Source organism: Azospirillum sp., from assembly GCF_035627195.1.
GTDB lineage: Bacteria > Pseudomonadota > Alphaproteobacteria > Azospirillales > Azospirillaceae > Azospirillum.
The window spans coordinates 1-16,588 of sequence record NZ_DASPMG010000418.1 but is presented as its reverse complement, the minus strand read 5'-3'; the positions used below and the strand labels follow the sequence as shown (position 1 = coordinate 16,588).

The window sequence follows — 16,588 nt, the reverse complement described above, 5'->3', positions numbered from 1 at the left end:
CCCCCTTGTTTATGAGGGCGAGTTTCCGCGTCGACGCGCGAGGCGACGCGTCTTGCCGGTCACGAACGAGATCTCTGAGGAGGAACAATCCATGGCAACGCGCGACACGTCGGACCAGGGCCGCCCGAACCGCAACGCGAGCGAGCCCTTGAACCGCGCGCAGGACGAAGCCCAGAACCTCGGCCGTCAGGCGGCGCAGAGCGGCCGCGACGCCCTTCAGGCCGGCCGCGAGCAGATGAACGAGCACATGGGCGTCGCCCAGCACCGCATCCGCTCCCTGCTGGAGCAGCAGTCGCACCGTGCGGCCGACCAGCTGGGCGGCGTCGCCCAGGCGCTGCACGCCGCGGCCGAGCGACTGAACGAGGAGAACAACGGCACCGCCGCCCGCTACGCCGGCCAGGCGGCGCAACGCATCGACGACGTGGCGGAGATGCTGCGCCATTCCACGGTCGACGACATGGTGGCGCAGGTCGAGGGCTTCGCCCGCCGCCAGCCGGAGGTGTTCATCGGCGGCGCCTTCGCGCTGGGCTTCCTGTTCGCCCGCTTCATCAAGAGCTCCGGCGACCGCCAGCGCCACGGGCAGATGATGGCCCGCCAGCGTGCCGCCGGCACCTCCACCGCGTATGACTTCAGCCAGGAGCGGTCGACCATCGGCGGCTCCTACCCGGCGGGCGGGCGCGCCACCGGCACGGGCGGCACCGGCATGGGTGGTCCGGGCATGGGCGGCACCGGCATGGGTGGCCCGGGCACCGGCGACTTCGGCGGGCGGACGCGCACGGCGGGCCCGTCCGGCGTCGGCGGCCGGGCGGGTGCCGGCAGCACCTCCGGCATCGGCGGCACCTCCGGTGCGGGCAACGCGGGCGGCATGGGCAACGCGGGCGCTTCGGGCACCGGGGCGGCCTCGTCCACCGCAGCGGCCGGTACGCGCAATGCGGCCGAACTGATGGCCGGCGGTTCGCCCGAGCCGACCAAGACCGGCTCCAACACGGGCACGGGCAGCAACGCCAACACCGGCGCCAACGCCGGCGCCGGCAAGCCCGACACCCAGCACCCCGGCGTCACCAAGGCGGTCAACGTTCCTGACGAGACGCTGACCTCGACCTCGGCCACCGGGTCCAAGCCGCAGGAGACGATGCCATGAGCGCCGCCGAGGACTACCGCGGCCAAGGCTACGACCCGCGGCAGGAACGGCCGATCGCCGGGCTGTTCGCCGACCTGTTCCGCGAGACCGCGACGCTGATCCGCACGGAGATCGAGTTGGCCCGGACCGAGCTGGCCGCCAAGGCCGGCGAGGCGGCCGGGGGTGCTGCCTTTGTCGCGGCGGGCGGGCTGGTCGCCTTCCTGGGTGCCATCTTCCTGCTGGCGGCGGCGACGCTGGCGCTGGCGCAGGTGGTGGCGCCATGGCTGGCGGCGCTCATCGTCGGCGGCGTGGTCACCGCCATCGGCGTGGTGCTGATGCTGATGGGCCGCAACCGTCTGCAGCCGCGCAACCTGCAACCCGAACGCACGCTGGAAACACTGCGCGAGGACAAGCGCTGGGCGCAATCCCAGCTGAGCCGCTGACAGGCGAACGATGAGTGACAAGCCGAACGACGCCCGCGACGAGCGCGACCTTGACGGGATGCAGCGCGACATCCGCGCCAGCCAGGCACGGATCACCGACACGCTCGACACCCTCAAGCGCCGCCTCGACCCCCGCCATCTGATGGAGCAGACCATGAACCGCACCGACAACCGGATGGGCAACGACCGGAGCCGCAACCCCCGGTCGGGTGATTACCGGCAGCAGGACGGCCGGCAGCAGGACAGCAGCTATGGCAGCGCGATGACGCACAGGCTCAGCAGCGGCGCGTCGTCGATGGGCGACATGGTCCGCGGCAACCCGGTGCCGATGGCCATGATCGGCCTGGGCGTCGGCTGGCTGCTGCTGTCGCGCACCGGCTACGACCACCGTCTGGTCGACAACCGCTACGTCCACGGCGTGCGCGACGGCGCCGGCTCGGCCGCGCGCTACGCCCGCGACACCTTCTACAGCGCCGCCGACCGCGTGCGGCACACGGCCAGCGACGCCTACGACGCCGCCAGCAACGCCGTCGGCAACATGACCGAGCGTGCGGGCGACGCCTACAGCAGCGCCTACGAAGGGGCCCGCGGCATGGCCCGCGCCAACACCGGCGGCGGGGGCCGGCAGGCCGCGCAGTCCTCCGGCCCGGGCATGGTGAGCCGCGCCACGCACAGCCTTTGGGACATGGTGGAGGACCATCCGCTGGTGGCCGGCGTGATGGGCGTGGCGCTGGGTGCCGCCATCGGCGCCAGCATCCCGTCGACCCGTTATGAGAACCGCTGGGTCGGCGATTACGCCGACCAGGTGACCGACCGCGCCAAGGAACTGGCGCAGGACGCCGTGGAGCGCGGCGCCCGCGCCGCCCGCGCCGCCGCCGAGGCGGCCCGCGAGCACGTCACGGAAGCCGCCTCCGACGTCCAGAACGCCGCGCGCGACGAGATCAACCGTTCCTCGTGACCGGTTGATAAACCCGAGGTTGGGTGGTCCATCCTTCGGCGGCTCCGCACCCTGGCGGAGCCGCCGTTTCTTTGCGAGCACAGGGTGTACGAACGATATCGAATGCGCTTCCGGCGCCAGCCCGGTTTGCACTATCGTGCAGCGGCATGAGGGTGGACCGCTCGTCCACCCGCGACGGGGGCGAACGGTAGGACGATGGCGGAACAGTGGGATTCGAAGCCGGTCTGGCTGTCCATGGTCATGGTCGGCATCCTGGCGGTGGCAGCCGGCGAGGCCTTTCCCGGCAAGGCGCCCCAGAAGACGCCGTCCGAGCCTCCGCGCGCGGAACGGCCGGCGGACCCGCTGACGGACGCAGTGGCCGTGGCCCGCGGCGCCTCCACCACCCCGGTGCCGCCCGTTCTGCTGGCCCGCGCCGATTGGGAGAGCTACGCCGCCGAAACCCGCGCGGCCCGCGCCGAGGCCGCGGAGGCCGCCCGCGCCGCCGGGGAAGCCCGCCTGCGCGCCGCCGTCGACGACGCCGTGGCGGCGATGCGGACGCAGGTCCCCGCCTTCGCCGCGTGGCGATTCTCGTTCTTCACCACCTACCGGCTGACCTTCACGGCGCTCAGCGGCGCCGTCACCGGCAACGATCCGATGGAGGCCGCGCGCGCCTTCGTGGGCGAGCGGTTCCGGGACATCGTCCTGAACCCGGACCTGCTGCGCGAACGCCTTGCGCGGGCGGTGGCGGACGTCGACACCGACGTCGCCGCGCGCCGCGCCGCGTTCGTGGCCGAGCGCAGCGCCGCCTTCGACCGGCTGGCGGCGCTACGCACGCTGTCGCCCGGCAAGGCCGCCGTGCCGGCCGTGGTGTCGGAGGCCGACGCGCTGGAGCTGCCCACCCCCGACCCGCTGCGCCCGGACACGCCGCTTCCCGACCCGACCGCCAGCGTCGGCTGGATGGCGCAGGAGGAGGCGCTCGTCCTGGTCGGGCGTCAGGCGGCGCGGCGCGGCGCCGGCCTCGCCGCCGAACCCGTGCTGCTGGCCGCGGCACCCGCCGCCCTGATCGATGCCGCCCCGCTGCTCGCCGGGCCGGCCGTCGGCGCGGCCGCCTTCGCCGCCAGCCTCGCCGTCGAATACGCAATGGTCAAGCTGTGGGAAGCGGAGGAGAACGACGCCCTGACGGCCGCGGCCGGGCAGGCCCTGGACCAGTACCGCGACGCGCTGCTGGCCGCCGCCCTGCCGGCCGCCGCGACCATCGCCGCAAGCTCGCTGGGTGGGCTTGAGTCGGGCGGGCTTGAGCGGGGCAAAACAGCCCCTTGATAGCCGAGTGTTTTTGAGGGATATTCCGGCTACGCCTTTCGCTTGACAAATCCCCTTAATGTCCCACTTAATCAGTACCGTATTGGTCCTGATTGAGGGCGGGCATGATCCGGCTCAGCAAGCTCACCGATTACGCCATCGTGGTGATGAGCGAAATGGCGCGCCGCGTCGGCACGGTGCACACCGTGGCGCAGCTGGCCGACCGCACCGGCGTGCCCGCACCGACCGTCGCCAAGCTGATGAAGAGCCTGACGCCCGCCGGGTTGACGACCTCGCACCGGGGTGCGGCCGGCGGCTATGCCCTGACCCGCCCGGCGACCGACATCACCATCGCCGACATCGTCGTGGCCCTGGACGGCCCCATCGCGCTCACCGCCTGCGTCGAGGGTGCCGGCGAGGAGTGCGGGGTGGAGAGCCTGTGCCCCATGCGTGGCGGCTGGGAAAAGATCAACGCGGCCATCCGCGGCGCGCTGGAACAGGTGACGCTGGCCGACATGATGATGCCCGCGTGGGCGCCGCCGCCCGGCGAGGCGCCCGTGACGCGCGCCGCCGCCCGGGCCGGCTGACCCGCACCGTTCCTCGCCCTTCGCCCTTCGGACGAAACGCTTTTCTTTCCAGGAGTTCGCACACCATGGCTGGCACGTCGGAAACCGTCGAGCAGGTCCGCGCCGTCACGGAGCAGAAGTACAAGTACGGCTTCGCCACCGACATCGAGTCGGACATGGCGCCGAAGGGCCTGAACGAGGACATCGTCCGCTTCATCTCGGCCAAGAAGGAAGAGCCGGAGTGGCTGCTGGAATGGCGCCTGCGCGCCTTCCGCGCGTGGCAGTCCATGGAGGAGCCGCACTGGCCGAAGCTGGACTACGGCCCCATCGACTACCAGGACGCGCACTACTACGCCGCGCCCAAGATGAAGAACAAGCCGAAGTCCCTGGACGAGGTCGATCCGGAGCTGCTGAAGACTTACGAGAAGCTGGGCATCCCGCTGAAGGAGCAGGCGATCCTGGCCGGCGTCGAGGGCACCGAGGGGCAGACCCCGGCGGTGGCCGTGGACGCCGTGTTCGACAGCGTGTCGGTCGCCACCACCTACAAGGCCAAGCTGGAGGAGATGGGCATCATCTTCTGCTCCATCTCGGAAGCCGTGCGCGAGCATCCGGAGCTGGTGAAGAAGTATCTCGGCTCCGTCGTGCCCTACACCGACAACTTCTACGCGACGCTGAACTCGGCGGTGTTCACCGACGGGTCCTTCGTCTACATCCCGCCGGGCGTGCGCTGCCCGATGGAGCTGTCGACCTACTTCCGCATCAACCAGGCCAACACCGGCCAGTTCGAGCGTACGCTGATCATCGCCGACGCGGGCAGCTACGTCAGCTACCTGGAAGGCTGCACGGCGCCCAAGCGCGACGAGAACCAGCTGCACGCCGCGGTGGTCGAGCTGGTGGCGCTGGACAACGCCGTCATCAAGTACTCGACCGTCCAGAACTGGTATCCGGGCGACGAGAACGGTGTGGGCGGCATCTACAACTTCGTGACCAAGCGCGGTGCGTGCCGCGGCGTCAGCTCCAAGATCTCGTGGACGCAGGTGGAGACCGGCTCGGCCATCACCTGGAAGTACCCGAGCTGCATCCTGCAGGGCGACAATTCGGTGGGCGAGTTCTATTCGGTCGCCATCACCAACAACCGCCAGCAGGCCGACACCGGCACCAAGATGATCCACATCGGCAAGAACACCCGATCGACGATCGTGTCGAAGGGCATCTCGGCCGGCAAGGCGCAGCAGACCTACCGCGGGCTGGTGAAGATCCTGCCCAAGGCGGAAGGGGCGCGCAACCACACGCAGTGCGACAGCCTGCTGATCGGCGACAAGTGCGGGGCGCACACCGTGCCCTACATCGAGAGCCGCAACCGCTCCGCCCGCATCGAGCACGAGGCGACGACCGCCAAGATCAGCGAGGACCAGCTGTTCTACTGCCGCCAGCGCGGCCTGTCGGAAGAGGACGCCGTGTCGCTGATCGTCAACGGCTTCTGCAAGGAAGTGCTGAAGGAACTGCCCATGGAGTTCGCCGTCGAGGCGCAGAAGCTGGTGGGCATCAGCCTGGAAGGCAGCGTGGGGTAACGTCCATGAGCGACCACCTCTACGACAGTGATTTCTACGCCTGGACCCAGGAGCAGGCCGCACGCCTGCGCCGGGCCGCGGCGGAACGCATCAACGTCGATGTGGACTGGGAAAACGTCGCGGAGGAAATCGAGAGCATGGGGCGCAGCGACAAGCGGGAAATCGAAAGCCGGCTGGAAGAGCTGCTGCTCCACCTCGCCAAGCTCGCGTGGTCGCCCGACGCCAATCCGCGGCGCGGCTGGAAGCTGTCGGTCGCCAAGCAGCGCGCCGGCATCGCCCGCCGCATCGAGGAAAGCCCAAGCCTGAAGCACTACCCCGGCGAAGCCCTCGCCAAATGCTGGACCGACGCGCGCCGGCAGGCGGAAGTCGACCTGGACCGGAGCGACGACAGCCTGCCCGCGGCCTGCCCGTGGGACCTCAAGACCCAGATCCTGGACGCCGACTGGCTCCCCGAACACCCCGTTGCCTGACCGCCCGAGACGGCCGAAGCCCAAGACGGCCAAAGGAAGAAGACCGATGATCGAAATCAAGAACCTGCACGCCAACGTCGACGGCAAGGAGATCCTCAAGGGCATCGACCTGACGATCCAGCCGGGCGAGGTGCACGCCATCATGGGCCCGAACGGGTCGGGCAAGAGCACGCTGAGCTACGTGCTGGCGGGCCGCGACGGGTACGAGGTCACCAAGGGCTCCGTCACCTACTTCGGCAAGGACCTTCTGGCGCTGGAGCCGGAGGAGCGGGCGGCCGAGGGCGTGTTCCTGGCCTTCCAGTACCCGGTGGAGATCCCCGGCGTCGCCAACACGACCTTCCTGAAGTCCGCCATCAACGCCATGCGCCGCCACCGCGGCGAGAGCGAGCTGGACGCCATGCAGTTCCTGAAGCTGCTGCGCACCAAGACCAAGCAGCTGGGCATGACGGACGAGATGCTGAAGCGCGCGGTCAACGTCGGCTTCTCCGGCGGCGAGAAGAAGCGCAACGAGACGCTGCAGATGGCCGTGCTGGAGCCGAAGTTCGCCATCCTGGACGAGACCGACTCAGGCCTGGACATCGACGCGCTGAAGATCGTCGCCGATGGCGTCAACGCGCTGCGTGGACCGGACCGCTCCATGCTGGTCATCACCCACTACCAGCGCCTGCTGGACTACATCGTGCCGGACCACGTGCACGTGCTGGCGCACGGCCGGATCCAGCGTTCGGGCGGCAAGGAGCTGGCGCTCGAGCTGGAGAAGAACGGCTACAAGGAATTCGGCGTGAACGAGGCGGCGTGAGATGACGGTCACCCACTCCCCCCGCACCGGCGATCTGGCGCCGACCAAGCCGTACCTGGAGCAGTACGACCGCCTGAAGGCGGACCTGCCGGGTGCCGCGCTTTCGTGGCTGCGCGACCTGCGCGAGCAGGGCCGCAACCGCTTCGCCGAACTGGGCTTCCCGACGCCGAAGGTGGAGGCGTGGAAGTACACCAGCCTGCGCCCGCTGGAGAAGGTCGCCTTCCAGCCCGCAAAGCCGGCCGCCGCCGGTGCCCACTTCGACGTGCTGCCGACCGTCCGCGCGGCGGGCGAGACGGGGCCGCGGCTGGTGTTCGTCGACGGCTACTTCCGCGCCGACCTGTCGTCCGCCGCCGGCCTGCCGGCCGGCGTGCACCTGGGCGGGCTGGCGGAGACGCTGACCAAGAACCCGGAGTTGGTGGGCGAGCACCTGGGCCGCATCGCCATGTCGGACGAGCAGCGCTTCGTGGCGCTGAACACCGCGTTCCTGGCCGATGGCGCGGTGCTGCGCGTCGGTCGCGGCGTCGAGGTCGTGCCGCCCATCGAACTGGTCTTCGTCTCGCTGGGCAGCGACGACGCGCCCACCGCCTTCCACCCGCGCACGCTGCTGGTGGCGGAGCCGCAGAGCAAGGCCACGGTGGTCGAGCACCACATCGGCCTGGGCACCGGCGCCACCTTCGCCAACCACGTGGCCGAGGTGTTCGTGGGCGAGGGCGCCACGCTGCGCCATTACAAGGTGCAGCGCGAGGGCGGAGAAGCCTTCCACCTGTCGAACACCGCGGTGCGCGTGGGCAAGGACGCGCATTACGACAACTTCATCCTGACCACCGGCGCGCGGCTGGCCCGCAACGAGGTGCGCACGACGCTGGGCCAGGGTGCGACCTGCCACGTCAGCGGCGCCTACATGGTGCGCGGCCAGCAGCACTGCGACACCACCACGGTGATCGAGCACTGCGAGCCGCACGGCACGAGCCGCGAGGTCTACAAGGGCGCCATCGACGACCACGCCCGCGCCGTGTTCCAGGGCAAGATCGTCGTGCATCCGGGTGCGCAGAAGACCGACGGGCACCAGCTGAACCGCGCGCTGCTGCTGTCCGACACGGCGGAGATCGACGCCAAGCCGGAGCTGGAGATCTACGCCGACGACGTGAAGTGCAGCCACGGCGCCACCGCCGGCGAGCTGGCGGACGAGGCGCTGTTCTACCTGCGCGCCCGCGGCATCCCGAAGGAGGAGGCGCGCGGCCTGCTGATCGGCGCCTTCCTGGCCGAGGCCATGGACGAGATCCCGGAGGAGCCGATCCGCGAGGCGTTCCAGGGCTTCGTCGCCGGCTGGCTCGCGGCGCGCTGAGGGAGGGAGGGGCATGACGGGCAGCCTCTACGAAACGGACTTCTACGCCTGGGCGACCGAGCAGGCGGCGCTGCTGCGCGCCGGCAAGCTGTCGGCCGCCGACGTCGAGCACATCGCCGAGGAGATCGAGAGCATGGGGCGCAGCGAGAAGCGTGAGCTGGTGAGCCGCCTACGCGTTCTCCTGCACCATCTGCTGAAGTGGCAGCACCAGCCGTCGCGTCGTGGCAACTCCTGGCGCTTGTCGATCGCCAACGCGCGTGACGAACTGGATACGCACCTGCGCGACAACCCCAGCCTGAAAGCCGTGCTGGATCAGGCCGTGGCAGACGCCTACCGTCTGGCCCGCCGCGATGCCGCCGCCGAAACCGGCCTGACGGAAGCCACCTTCCCGTCCGAATGCCCGTACGGCTTCACGCAGATGATGGACGAGGGCTTCTGGCCCGGAGAGCAGTCATGAGCGTCACCGATATCGCCTGCGCCACCTGCTTCGACGTCGACCGCATCCGCGCCGACTTCCCGCAGCTTTCCCGCAACGTGCACGTGCGCGGGGGCAAGAAGCCCTCGCCCGGCAAGCCGCTGGTCTACCTGGACAGCGCCGCCAGCGCGCTGAAGCCGCGGCCCGTGGTGGACGCCATGGCGCGCTTCATGAGCGAGGAATACGCCAACATCCACCGCGGCGTGCACTATTTCTCGCAGACCGCCACCGACGCGTTCGAGGGCGTGCGCGACAAGGTCGCCCGCTTCCTGAACGCGCCGTCGCGCGAGTGCATCGTCTTCACCCGCAACGCGACGGAGAGCATCAACCTCGTGGCCGCCAGCTATGGCCGCACCTTCCTGGAGAAGGGCGACGAGGTCGTGCTGTCCATCATGGAGCACCACGCCAACATCGTGCCCTGGCAGCTCCTGCAGATGGAGAAGGGCATCGTCATCAAGGTGGTGCCGGTGGACGGGGACGGCGTGCTCGACCTCGACGCCTACGCCCGGCTGCTGACGGACCGCACGAAGCTGGTGGCGATCACCCACTGCTCCAACGTGCTGGGCACGCTCAACCCGGCCAAGGAGATCGCCCGCATCGCGCACGCGCGCGGCATCCCGGTGCTGTTCGACGGCAGCCAGGCGGTGGTGCATTCCACGGTCGACGTGCAGGACATCGACGCCGACTTCTACGTCTTCACCGCGCACAAGCTCTACGGCCCCACCGGCCTGGGCGTGCTGTACGGCAAGTTCGACCTGTTGAAGAAGATGCCCCCCTACCAGGGCGGCGGCGACATGATCCAGCGCGTCAGCTTCGAGGGCACCACCTTCAAGGAGCCGCCGATGCGTTTCGAGCCCGGCACCCCGCCGATATCCGAGGTGATCGGGCTGGGGGCCGCCATCGACTATGTCGAGGGCATCGGGCGCGACGCCATCGCCGCGCACGAGCACGACCTGCTGAACTACGCCACGCAGCAGCTCAGCCAGATCGAGGGGCTGCGCATCGTCGGCACGGCGCCCGGCAAGGCGGCGCTGATCTCGTTCACGCTGGACGGCATCCACCCGCACGACATCGGCACGGTCGTCGACCAGATGGGTGTCGCCGTGCGCGTCGGCCAGCACTGCGCGGAGCCGCTGATGGACCGCTTCGGCGTCGGGTCCACCGCGCGCGCCTCCTTTGCGATGTACAACACCCGCGCCGAGGCCGACGCGCTCGTGTCGTCGGTGCAGGCGGTGAAGGAGTTCTTCGGCTGATGATGGACGAACTGCGCGAACTGTACCAGGAAGTCATCCTGGACCACGGGAAGAACCCGCGGAACCTGCGCCACCCGGACGACGCCAACCGCGAGGCGCGCGGCGAGAACCCGATGTGCGGCGACAAGTTCACCGTCTACCTGAAGGTCAACGACCAGAAGGTGGTCGAGGACGTGGCGTTCGAAGGGCGCGGCTGCGCCATCTCCACCGCCAGTGCCTCCATGATGACCGAGGTGGTGAAGGGCAAGACGGCGGAGGAGGCGACGGCCCTCTTCCACACCTTCCACGACCTGTGCACCAAGGACGACCACGAGCACTGCGACCACGGCCCCGTCGACGAGGAGGCCATGGAGAAGCTGATGGTGCTGTCCGGCGTGCGCCAGTTCCCGGTGCGCGTGAAGTGCGCCACGCTCGCCTGGCACGCCATGAACGCGGCGCTGACCGGCGAAGCCAAGGCCTCCAGCGAGTAAGGGAGAACCGCGATGACCGAACCCGCTGTCGCGAACCAGGCCCACATGGAAGAGGACGGCCCCAACACGCCGGCCGCCGCCATGCTGGGCGACGCCAACGCCGACCACCCGATGGCGCACCTGATGCAGCCCATCATCGATGCGCTGAAGACCTGCTACGACCCCGAGATCCCGGTGGACATCTGGGAGCTGGGCCTCATCTACCGCATCGACGTCGGCACCGACGGTGCCGCCGAGATCGACATGACGTTGACCAGCCCGATGTGCCCGGTGGCCGGCGAACTGCCGCTTCAGGTGCAGAGCGCCGTTGCGTCGGTGGACGGCGTCACCACATGCAAGGTGGATCTGGTGTGGGATCCGCCCTGGCGCCCGGACATGATGTCGGACGTCGCGAAGATCCAGCTGGACATGTTCTAAGGGGACGAGGACGACCATGGCTCTTGCTGCCCAGAAGGCCATCACGCTGACCGACGCGGCCGCCGCGCGCATCAGGGAACTCATGGCCAAGGCTCCGGACGAGGTCATCGGCCTGCGCGTCGGCGTCAAGGCGCGCGGCTGCTCCGGCCTCAGCTACGACATCCAGTACGCCAAGGAACGGATGAAGTTCGACGAGGTGGTGGAGGACAAGGGCGTCACCGTGATGATCGCCCCGGACGCCGTGATGTTCCTGATCGGCTCGGAAATGGACTACCGCGACGACAAGTTCGAGACCGGCTTCAAGTTCAGCAACCCGAACGAAAAGGGCCGTTGCGGCTGCGGGGAAAGCTTCCACGTGTGAGCGTGCGGGCGAGGGGCCGTGGCCCCTCGTGGCCTCTATTTTTCAGGCGGCCAGCGCATGGCGCCGTGAAGGACGCGCAGAATGACGACGCTTTCACCGTCATCGTTTGCGTAGACGATCACGTACGGCAAGCCGGGCACCGCAAACTCGCGGGTGCCTTCGACGCGCCCGGTGCGGCCCATGCCTGGCAAGGCTGCCAACCGGTCGGCGACATCCAGGATGCGTCGCCCGACCCGTTCGGCGGCCTGCGGGTTTCGGGCGTCGATCCAATCACAGATGCCGAGAAAGTCGCGCCGCGCCGGCCCGGTCCACCGGACGCGCATCATTCCGCGCGGCCGTAACGCCGCTCGAACTCACCGACCATGGTCGCGTGATCGACCACGTCGCCGGATTTCCAGGCTTCGATCCCTTCGCGAACCGCGCGCGCGAATTCCTCTTCGGAGCGGATGAAGTCCCGCAGAACCTGTTCGACCAGAAGGTCCTTGGACTGGCCACGCTCGCTGGCGAGGCGCTCAAGGCTCGCGTTCAGATCCTCGCCGATGTCGGCACCAATGCGAACGGTTTTTCCCATGCGGACCTCCGGTACCGAGGATAGTACGCCGTCCAGCCGACAACAAGCCGGCGCATTACCCGCGCGGCGTGAGCACCCGCACCACCCCCGCCGCCCGCTCGATCCGCCCATCCCGTTCCAGCGCCGCCAGGGCGCGGTAGATGGCCTCGTGCGTCAGGCCGATCTCGGCGGCGATCTCCGTCCAGGGGCGGTCGAGGCGCACCGCGGGCGGCGTGCCGGAGGCCTGCAGCTTCAGCCACGCCAGGATGCGTTCGGGTGCGGCGCGGATGTTGCGCAACTCCAGCCGGGCGCGCAGGTCGCGCACCTGCGTGGCCAGCATGCGCGCGAAGGCGAGGCTTGCCCGCGGGTCGGCCTCCAGCGCCGCCAGCAGGTCCGCCTTCGGCGCCTGGGTCAGCACCGCGTCGACCTCCGCCACCGCGTCGCAGTGGTAGACGTCGGAGAACAGCGCGGCCTCGGCGAAGCCGTCGCCCGCCCGCGCCACGTGCAGCGCCACCGAGGAGCCGTCCTCCAGGTGCCGGACCAGCCGCACCCGTCCCTGCTCCACCCGGTACACCGCCACGGTGGCGTCGCCCTGGCGGAACACCGCCTCCCCCGCCGCCACCCGGCGCGTCACCAAGCGGTCCGGCGCCACCAGCCCGATCCACCCCGTTGCGGAACGCACGGCGTCCTCCCCGTCCGGATATGATCGCGATCATAGGCGCCGCCCGCAGCCGGCGCTACCCTCGTGGGCGCAACGACACCCCGGGAGGAACCGCCATGCTCCGCATCACCGTCCTGATCCTCGGCCTTTCCCTGTCCGCCGGCCCGGCCTTGGCCCAGACCGCAGCCCAGACCGCAGCCCAGACCATGGACCATTCCCACCATGCCGGCATGCAGCACGCCGGCATGCAGAACGCCGGGCCGATGCCGACGCTGCCCGGACAGGACGCCTTCGGCACCATCCAGGAGATCGTCGGCATCCTGGAGGCCGACCCGCACACCGACTGGTCCAAGGTGTCCATCGAGCGCCTGCGCGAGCACCTGATCGACATGAACGAGGTGACGCTGCGCGCGGCGTCCGCCGAGACGCCGGTGGACGGCGGGCTGCGCATGGCGGTGACCGGGACCGGCCGCACACTGGACGCCATCCGCCGCATGGTCCCGGCGCACGCCGCGCAGATGACCGGCGCGCAGGGCCGGACCTGGAAGGCGGAGCCGCAGGCGGACGGCGCGACGCTGACCGTCACCGCCGCCGACCCGAAGGACGTGCCGAGAATCCGCGCGCTGGGCTTCATCGGCCTGATGGCGCAGGGGGCGCACCACCAGGAGCACCACCTCGCCATGGCGCGCGGGCAGCTGGCGCATTGACGACGGCGGGCCTTCGGCGTCATCCGCCACTTGACCGGGTTGAAGCAGCCGTTCTACGCCACACCTAACCAGAACGCGCCACCCCAGAAGGGACGAACGAGAAGCCGCCATGGACAAGCCCGCGCCGAAGGCCATCCACCTGAAGGACTACCGCCCGCCTGCGCACCTGATCGACACGGTCGACCTGCACTTCGACCTGCGCGAGGACGCCACCACCGTGCGCGCCGTGCTGGCCGTGCGCCGCAACCCGGCCAACGAGGACATGGCGCACCCGCCGCTCGTGCTCGACGGCCAGCGGCTGGAGCTGGTGTCCGTCAAGCTGAACGGCACGGTCCTGGCGCCGGAATGCTACGCGGTGGACGCCGACCACCTGACCATCGCGCGGGTGCCGGACGCCTTCACCTTGGAGACGGTGGTCCGCATCAAGCCGCAGGAGAACACGGCGCTGGAGGGGCTGTACAAGTCCTCCGGCAACTTCTGCACGCAGTGCGAGGCGGAGGGGTTCCGCAAGATCACCTACTTCCTCGACCGCCCGGACGTGATGGCCCGCTACACCACGACCATCGCGGCGGACAAGGCGCGCTACCCCGTGCTGCTGTCGAACGGCAACCTGGTGGACGAGGGCGACGCGCCGGACGGCCGCCACTGGGCGCGCTGGGAGGACCCGTTCCCCAAGCCCTGCTACCTGTTCGCCCTGGTGGCCGGCAGCCTGCGCATGGTGGAGGACCGGTTCCGCACCCGCTCCGGCCGCGACGTTACCCTGCGCATCTACGTCGAGCCGGGGAACGAGGACAAGGTCGGCCACGCCATGGCTTCGCTCAAGAAGTCCATGACGTGGGACGAGGAGGTCTTCGGCCTGGAATACGACCTGGACATCTTCAACATCGTCGCCGTCGGCGACTTCAACATGGGGGCGATGGAGAACAAGTCGCTGAATGTCTTCAACACGAAGTACGTCCTGGCGAAGCCGGAAACCGCCACCGACCAGGATTTCCTGAACATCGAAGCCGTGGTGGCGCACGAGTATTTCCACAACTGGACCGGCAACCGGGTGACCTGCCGCGACTGGTTCCAGCTGTCGCTGAAGGAGGGGTTGACCGTCTTCCGCGACCAGGAATTCAGCGCCGACATGAACTCCCGCGCGGTCAAGCGCATCGCCGAGGTGCAGCGGCTGCGCACCGTGCAGTTCCCCGAGGATTCCGGCGCCATGGCGCACCCCGTGCGCCCGGACACCTATGTGGAGATCAACAACTTCTACACCCCCACCGTGTACGACAAGGGGGCGGAAGTCATCCGCATGATCCACACGCTGCTGGGCAAGGAGGGGTTCCGCAAGGGAATGGACCTCTACTTCCAGCGCCACGACGGACAGGCGGTGACCTGCGACGACTTCGTGGCTGCCATGGCGGATGCCAGCGGCGTGGACCTGTCGCACTTCAAGCTGTGGTACCGGCAGGCCGGCACGCCGGAGCTGGCCGTGTCCGGCGCCTATGACGCGGAGGCCCGCACCTACCGCCTGACCGTGCGGCAGACGGTGCCGCCGACGCCCGGCCAGCCGATGAAGCTGCCCATGCACATCCCGCTGGCGGTCGGCCTGCTGGGCTCCGACGGCCGGGACCTGCCGCTGGCGCTGAAGGGCGAGGCGGAGCCCGGCGGCACCAGCCGCGTGCTGCACGTGACGGAAGCCGAACAGGTCTTCGAGTTCACCGGCGTGCCGGCGCGCCCGGTGCCGTCGCTGCTGCGCGGCTTCTCCGCGCCGGTGACGCTGAAGACCGACGCGTCGGACGAGGACCTCACCTTCCTGATGGCGCACGACAGCGACGCCTTCAACCGGTGGGAGGCCGGGCAGACACTGGCCACGCGCATCCTGCTGAAGCTGGTGGAAGACCGGCAGGCCGGCCGCGACATGGCGCTGCCCGACGGCTTCGTGCGGGCGGTGGCCGCCATCCTGGAGGATGCCGGACGCGATCCGGCCTTCGCCGCGCAGGCGCTGGTGCTGCCGGCGGAATCCTACCTCGCCACGCGCATGGCGGTGATCGACCCTGTCGCCATCCATGAGGTGCGCGAGTTCGCCCGCCGCACGCTGGCCGAGCGGCTGCGCGAGCGCTGGCTGGCCACCTACCGCGCCAACGCGAGCAACGAACCGTTCTCGGTGGACGCCGCCGCCATCGGCCGGCGGGCGCTGAAGAACGTCGGCCTCGCCTACCTGATGGCGCTGGAGGACGGCGAGGCGGTGGGGCTGTGCCTGGGCCAGTTCCACGGGGCGGCCGGCATGACCGACGTCATCGCCGCGCTGCAGTTCCTCGCCGGTTCCAACGCCGCCGAGCGGGCGGACGCGCTGGCCTCCTTCTACGAGCGCTGGAAGGGCGATCCGCTGGTGGTGGACAAGTGGTTCACCGTGCAGGCCACATCGTCGCGCCCCGACACGCTGGCCGAGGTGACGCGCCTGCTCGACCACCCGGCGTTCGAGATCCGCAACCCGAACAAGGTCTACGCGCTGATCGGCGCCTTCGCCGGCGGCAACCCGGTGCGCTTCCACGAGGCGGACGGCGCCGGGTACGCCTTCCTGGCGGACCAGGTGCTGCGGCTCGACCCCATGAACCCGCAGGTGGCGTCGCGCCTGATGGGGCCGTTCTCGCGCCTGAAGCGGTTCGACGCCGCCCGGCAGGAACAGATGCGCACCCAGCTGCGGCGAATTGTCGCTCAGCCCGGCCTGTCGCCCGACGTCTTCGAGGTGGCGTCCAAGAGCCTGGCATCCTGAAGCAAGGACGAATCCCGGCCCCGAAAACGAACCGGGCCGGAGGGTTTCCCCTCCGGCCCGGCGATCGCGGCGAAGATCGCGCGATCCGCTCAGATCACTTGTTCTCGCCGAGGTAGGCGATCAGGTCGGCGGCGGCCTTGTCGGCGTCGGCCTTGTACTTCGGCGCGTTCTTCAGGCCGGCGTAGGCCATCGTGCCGCCCGGGACGACTTCCTTCGGGGCCTGCAGGTAGGCGGCCAGTTGCTCCGGCGTCCAGGTCAGGCCGGCGGCGGCCTTCTCCTGCATCGGCTTGGAGTACTTGAAGCCGTCGATCGAGCCGGCCTTGCGGCCGACGACGCCGAACAGGCTCGGGCCGACCTTGTTCTTGCCCTGCTCGACGGTGTGG

20 protein-coding genes are annotated in these 16,588 nt (G+C 69.7%); 16 read left to right on the top strand and 4 right to left on the bottom strand.

The genetic code is table 11. The features are described 5' to 3' along the window. The first annotated feature begins 91 nt into the window (after positions 1-91). The 14 genes from VED21_RS36090 to VED21_RS36025 all read left to right on the top strand — a co-directional run bounded on the left by VED21_RS36090 (position 92) and on the right by VED21_RS36025 (position 11,526). Positions 92-1,141 (top strand): hypothetical protein, encoded by a 1,050-nt coding sequence (locus VED21_RS36090; protein WP_324890862.1) that lies wholly within the window; start codon positions 92-94, stop codon positions 1,139-1,141. Beyond that, positions 1,138-1,563 (top strand): phage holin family protein, encoded by a 426-nt coding sequence (locus tag VED21_RS36085; RefSeq protein ID WP_324890860.1) that lies wholly within the window; start codon positions 1,138-1,140, stop codon positions 1,561-1,563. The genes VED21_RS36090 and VED21_RS36085 overlap by 4 nt, the downstream gene beginning before the upstream one ends. Positions 1,564-1,573: 10 nt before the next feature. Further along, positions 1,574-2,521 carry a DUF3618 domain-containing protein gene (locus tag VED21_RS36080; protein WP_324890859.1) on the top strand — a complete coding sequence of 316 codons (948 nt, stop codon included), beginning with the start codon at positions 1,574-1,576 and terminating at the stop codon, positions 2,519-2,521. A 195-nt stretch (positions 2,522-2,716) separates the two neighbouring features. After that, a complete protein-coding gene (locus VED21_RS36075; RefSeq protein WP_324890857.1) occupies positions 2,717-3,820 on the top strand; it encodes a hypothetical protein in 1,104 nt (367 codons plus the stop codon). Positions 3,821-3,924: 104 nt separating this feature from the next. Next, a complete protein-coding gene (locus VED21_RS36070; protein ID WP_324890855.1) occupies positions 3,925-4,386 on the top strand; it encodes an SUF system Fe-S cluster assembly regulator in 462 nt (153 codons plus the stop codon). A gap of 65 nt (positions 4,387-4,451) precedes the next feature. Continuing rightward, positions 4,452-5,936: a Fe-S cluster assembly protein SufB gene (sufB, locus tag VED21_RS36065; RefSeq protein WP_324890853.1), complete on the top strand. Its 1,485-nt coding sequence runs from the start codon at positions 4,452-4,454 to the stop codon at positions 5,934-5,936. Positions 5,937-5,941: 5 nt separating this feature from the next. Beyond that, on the top strand, positions 5,942-6,406 hold the full coding sequence (locus tag VED21_RS36060; RefSeq protein WP_324890851.1) for a DUF29 domain-containing protein: 465 nt from the start codon (positions 5,942-5,944) through the stop codon (positions 6,404-6,406). A 46-nt stretch (positions 6,407-6,452) separates the two neighbouring features. Continuing rightward, the gene (sufC, locus tag VED21_RS36055) at positions 6,453-7,205 is read left to right on the top strand and encodes a Fe-S cluster assembly ATPase SufC (RefSeq protein WP_324890850.1); all 753 of its coding nucleotides are present in this window, start codon (positions 6,453-6,455) and stop codon (positions 7,203-7,205) included. 1 nt (position 7,206) lies between these two features. Beyond that, a complete protein-coding gene (sufD, locus tag VED21_RS36050; protein ID WP_324890848.1) occupies positions 7,207-8,550 on the top strand; it encodes a Fe-S cluster assembly protein SufD in 1,344 nt (447 codons plus the stop codon). 13 nt (positions 8,551-8,563) lie between these two features. Further along, positions 8,564-9,007 (top strand): DUF29 domain-containing protein, encoded by a 444-nt coding sequence (locus tag VED21_RS36045; RefSeq protein WP_324890846.1) that lies wholly within the window; start codon positions 8,564-8,566, stop codon positions 9,005-9,007. Continuing rightward, positions 9,004-10,278 (top strand): cysteine desulfurase, encoded by a 1,275-nt coding sequence (locus tag VED21_RS36040; protein ID WP_324890844.1) that lies wholly within the window; start codon positions 9,004-9,006, stop codon positions 10,276-10,278. Before VED21_RS36045 ends, VED21_RS36040 begins: the two co-directional genes overlap by 4 nt. Beyond that, positions 10,278-10,748: a Fe-S cluster assembly sulfur transfer protein SufU gene (sufU, locus tag VED21_RS36035; protein WP_324890842.1), complete on the top strand. Its 471-nt coding sequence runs from the start codon at positions 10,278-10,280 to the stop codon at positions 10,746-10,748. Before VED21_RS36040 ends, sufU begins: the two co-directional genes overlap by 1 nt. 12 nt (positions 10,749-10,760) lie before the next feature. After that, a complete protein-coding gene (locus VED21_RS36030; RefSeq protein ID WP_324890840.1) occupies positions 10,761-11,165 on the top strand; it encodes an iron-sulfur cluster assembly protein in 405 nt (134 codons plus the stop codon). A 16-nt stretch (positions 11,166-11,181) separates the two neighbouring features. Beyond that, positions 11,182-11,526 carry an iron-sulfur cluster assembly accessory protein gene (locus tag VED21_RS36025; RefSeq protein ID WP_324890838.1) on the top strand — a complete coding sequence of 115 codons (345 nt, stop codon included), beginning with the start codon at positions 11,182-11,184 and terminating at the stop codon, positions 11,524-11,526. Between the two features lie 35 nt (positions 11,527-11,561). On the opposite strand, the gene VED21_RS36020 is transcribed toward VED21_RS36025, so the two are convergent. The 3 genes from VED21_RS36020 to VED21_RS36010 are packed head-to-tail and all read right to left on the bottom strand — an operon-like array spanning position 11,562 to position 12,758. Beyond that, positions 11,562-11,852 carry a type II toxin-antitoxin system RelE/ParE family toxin gene (locus tag VED21_RS36020; protein WP_324890836.1) on the bottom strand — a complete coding sequence of 97 codons (291 nt, stop codon included), beginning with the start codon at positions 11,850-11,852 and terminating at the stop codon, positions 11,562-11,564. After that, positions 11,849-12,097, bottom strand: coding sequence for a hypothetical protein (locus tag VED21_RS36015; protein ID WP_324890834.1), 249 nt, complete (start codon positions 12,095-12,097; stop codon positions 11,849-11,851). The genes VED21_RS36020 and VED21_RS36015 overlap by 4 nt, the downstream gene beginning before the upstream one ends. A gap of 55 nt (positions 12,098-12,152) precedes the next feature. After that, the gene (locus VED21_RS36010) at positions 12,153-12,758 is read right to left on the bottom strand and encodes a Crp/Fnr family transcriptional regulator (RefSeq protein WP_324890832.1); all 606 of its coding nucleotides are present in this window, start codon (positions 12,756-12,758) and stop codon (positions 12,153-12,155) included. A 95-nt stretch (positions 12,759-12,853) separates the two neighbouring features. Here VED21_RS36010 and VED21_RS36005 point away from each other — a divergent pair, with 95 nt between their 5' ends. Both VED21_RS36005 and pepN read left to right on the top strand, forming a co-directional pair. Beyond that, positions 12,854-13,444, top strand: a complete 591-nt coding sequence (locus tag VED21_RS36005) for a hypothetical protein (protein WP_324890830.1) — start codon at positions 12,854-12,856, stop codon at positions 13,442-13,444. 109 nt (positions 13,445-13,553) lie between these two features. Continuing rightward, positions 13,554-16,205 (top strand): aminopeptidase N, encoded by a 2,652-nt coding sequence (pepN, locus tag VED21_RS36000; protein ID WP_324890828.1) that lies wholly within the window; start codon positions 13,554-13,556, stop codon positions 16,203-16,205. Positions 16,206-16,299: 94 nt separating this feature from the next. On the opposite strand, the gene VED21_RS35995 is transcribed toward pepN, so the two are convergent. After that, a partial coding sequence (locus tag VED21_RS35995; protein WP_324890826.1) for a cytochrome c family protein occupies positions 16,300-16,588 on the bottom strand: 289 nt, incomplete at its 5' end.

Excerpts from the sequence above, each read along its gene's own strand:
- VED21_RS36090 (WP_324890862.1), top strand. The coding sequence starts at position 92 with ATGGCAACGCGCGACACGTCGGACCAGGGCCGCCCGAACCGCAACGCG.
- VED21_RS36085 (WP_324890860.1), top strand. The coding sequence starts at position 1,138 with ATGAGCGCCGCCGAGGACTACCGCGGCCAAGGCTACGACCCGCGGCAG.
- VED21_RS36080 (WP_324890859.1), top strand. The coding sequence starts at position 1,574 with ATGAGTGACAAGCCGAACGACGCCCGCGACGAGCGCGACCTTGACGGG.
- VED21_RS36075 (WP_324890857.1), top strand. The coding sequence starts at position 2,717 with ATGGCGGAACAGTGGGATTCGAAGCCGGTCTGGCTGTCCATGGTCATG.
- VED21_RS36070 (WP_324890855.1), top strand. The coding sequence starts at position 3,925 with ATGATCCGGCTCAGCAAGCTCACCGATTACGCCATCGTGGTGATGAGC.
- sufB (WP_324890853.1), top strand. The coding sequence starts at position 4,452 with ATGGCTGGCACGTCGGAAACCGTCGAGCAGGTCCGCGCCGTCACGGAG.
- VED21_RS36060 (WP_324890851.1), top strand. The coding sequence starts at position 5,942 with ATGAGCGACCACCTCTACGACAGTGATTTCTACGCCTGGACCCAGGAG.
- sufC (WP_324890850.1), top strand. The coding sequence starts at position 6,453 with ATGATCGAAATCAAGAACCTGCACGCCAACGTCGACGGCAAGGAGATC.
- sufD (WP_324890848.1), top strand. The coding sequence starts at position 7,207 with ATGACGGTCACCCACTCCCCCCGCACCGGCGATCTGGCGCCGACCAAG.
- VED21_RS36045 (WP_324890846.1), top strand. The coding sequence starts at position 8,564 with ATGACGGGCAGCCTCTACGAAACGGACTTCTACGCCTGGGCGACCGAG.
- VED21_RS36040 (WP_324890844.1), top strand. The coding sequence starts at position 9,004 with ATGAGCGTCACCGATATCGCCTGCGCCACCTGCTTCGACGTCGACCGC.
- sufU (WP_324890842.1), top strand. The coding sequence starts at position 10,278 with ATGATGGACGAACTGCGCGAACTGTACCAGGAAGTCATCCTGGACCAC.
- VED21_RS36030 (WP_324890840.1), top strand. The coding sequence starts at position 10,761 with ATGACCGAACCCGCTGTCGCGAACCAGGCCCACATGGAAGAGGACGGC.
- VED21_RS36025 (WP_324890838.1), top strand. The coding sequence starts at position 11,182 with ATGGCTCTTGCTGCCCAGAAGGCCATCACGCTGACCGACGCGGCCGCC.
- VED21_RS36020 (WP_324890836.1), bottom strand. The coding sequence starts at position 11,852 with ATGATGCGCGTCCGGTGGACCGGGCCGGCGCGGCGCGACTTTCTCGGC.
- VED21_RS36015 (WP_324890834.1), bottom strand. The coding sequence starts at position 12,097 with ATGGGAAAAACCGTTCGCATTGGTGCCGACATCGGCGAGGATCTGAAC.
- VED21_RS36005 (WP_324890830.1), top strand. The coding sequence starts at position 12,854 with ATGCTCCGCATCACCGTCCTGATCCTCGGCCTTTCCCTGTCCGCCGGC.
- pepN (WP_324890828.1), top strand. The coding sequence starts at position 13,554 with ATGGACAAGCCCGCGCCGAAGGCCATCCACCTGAAGGACTACCGCCCG.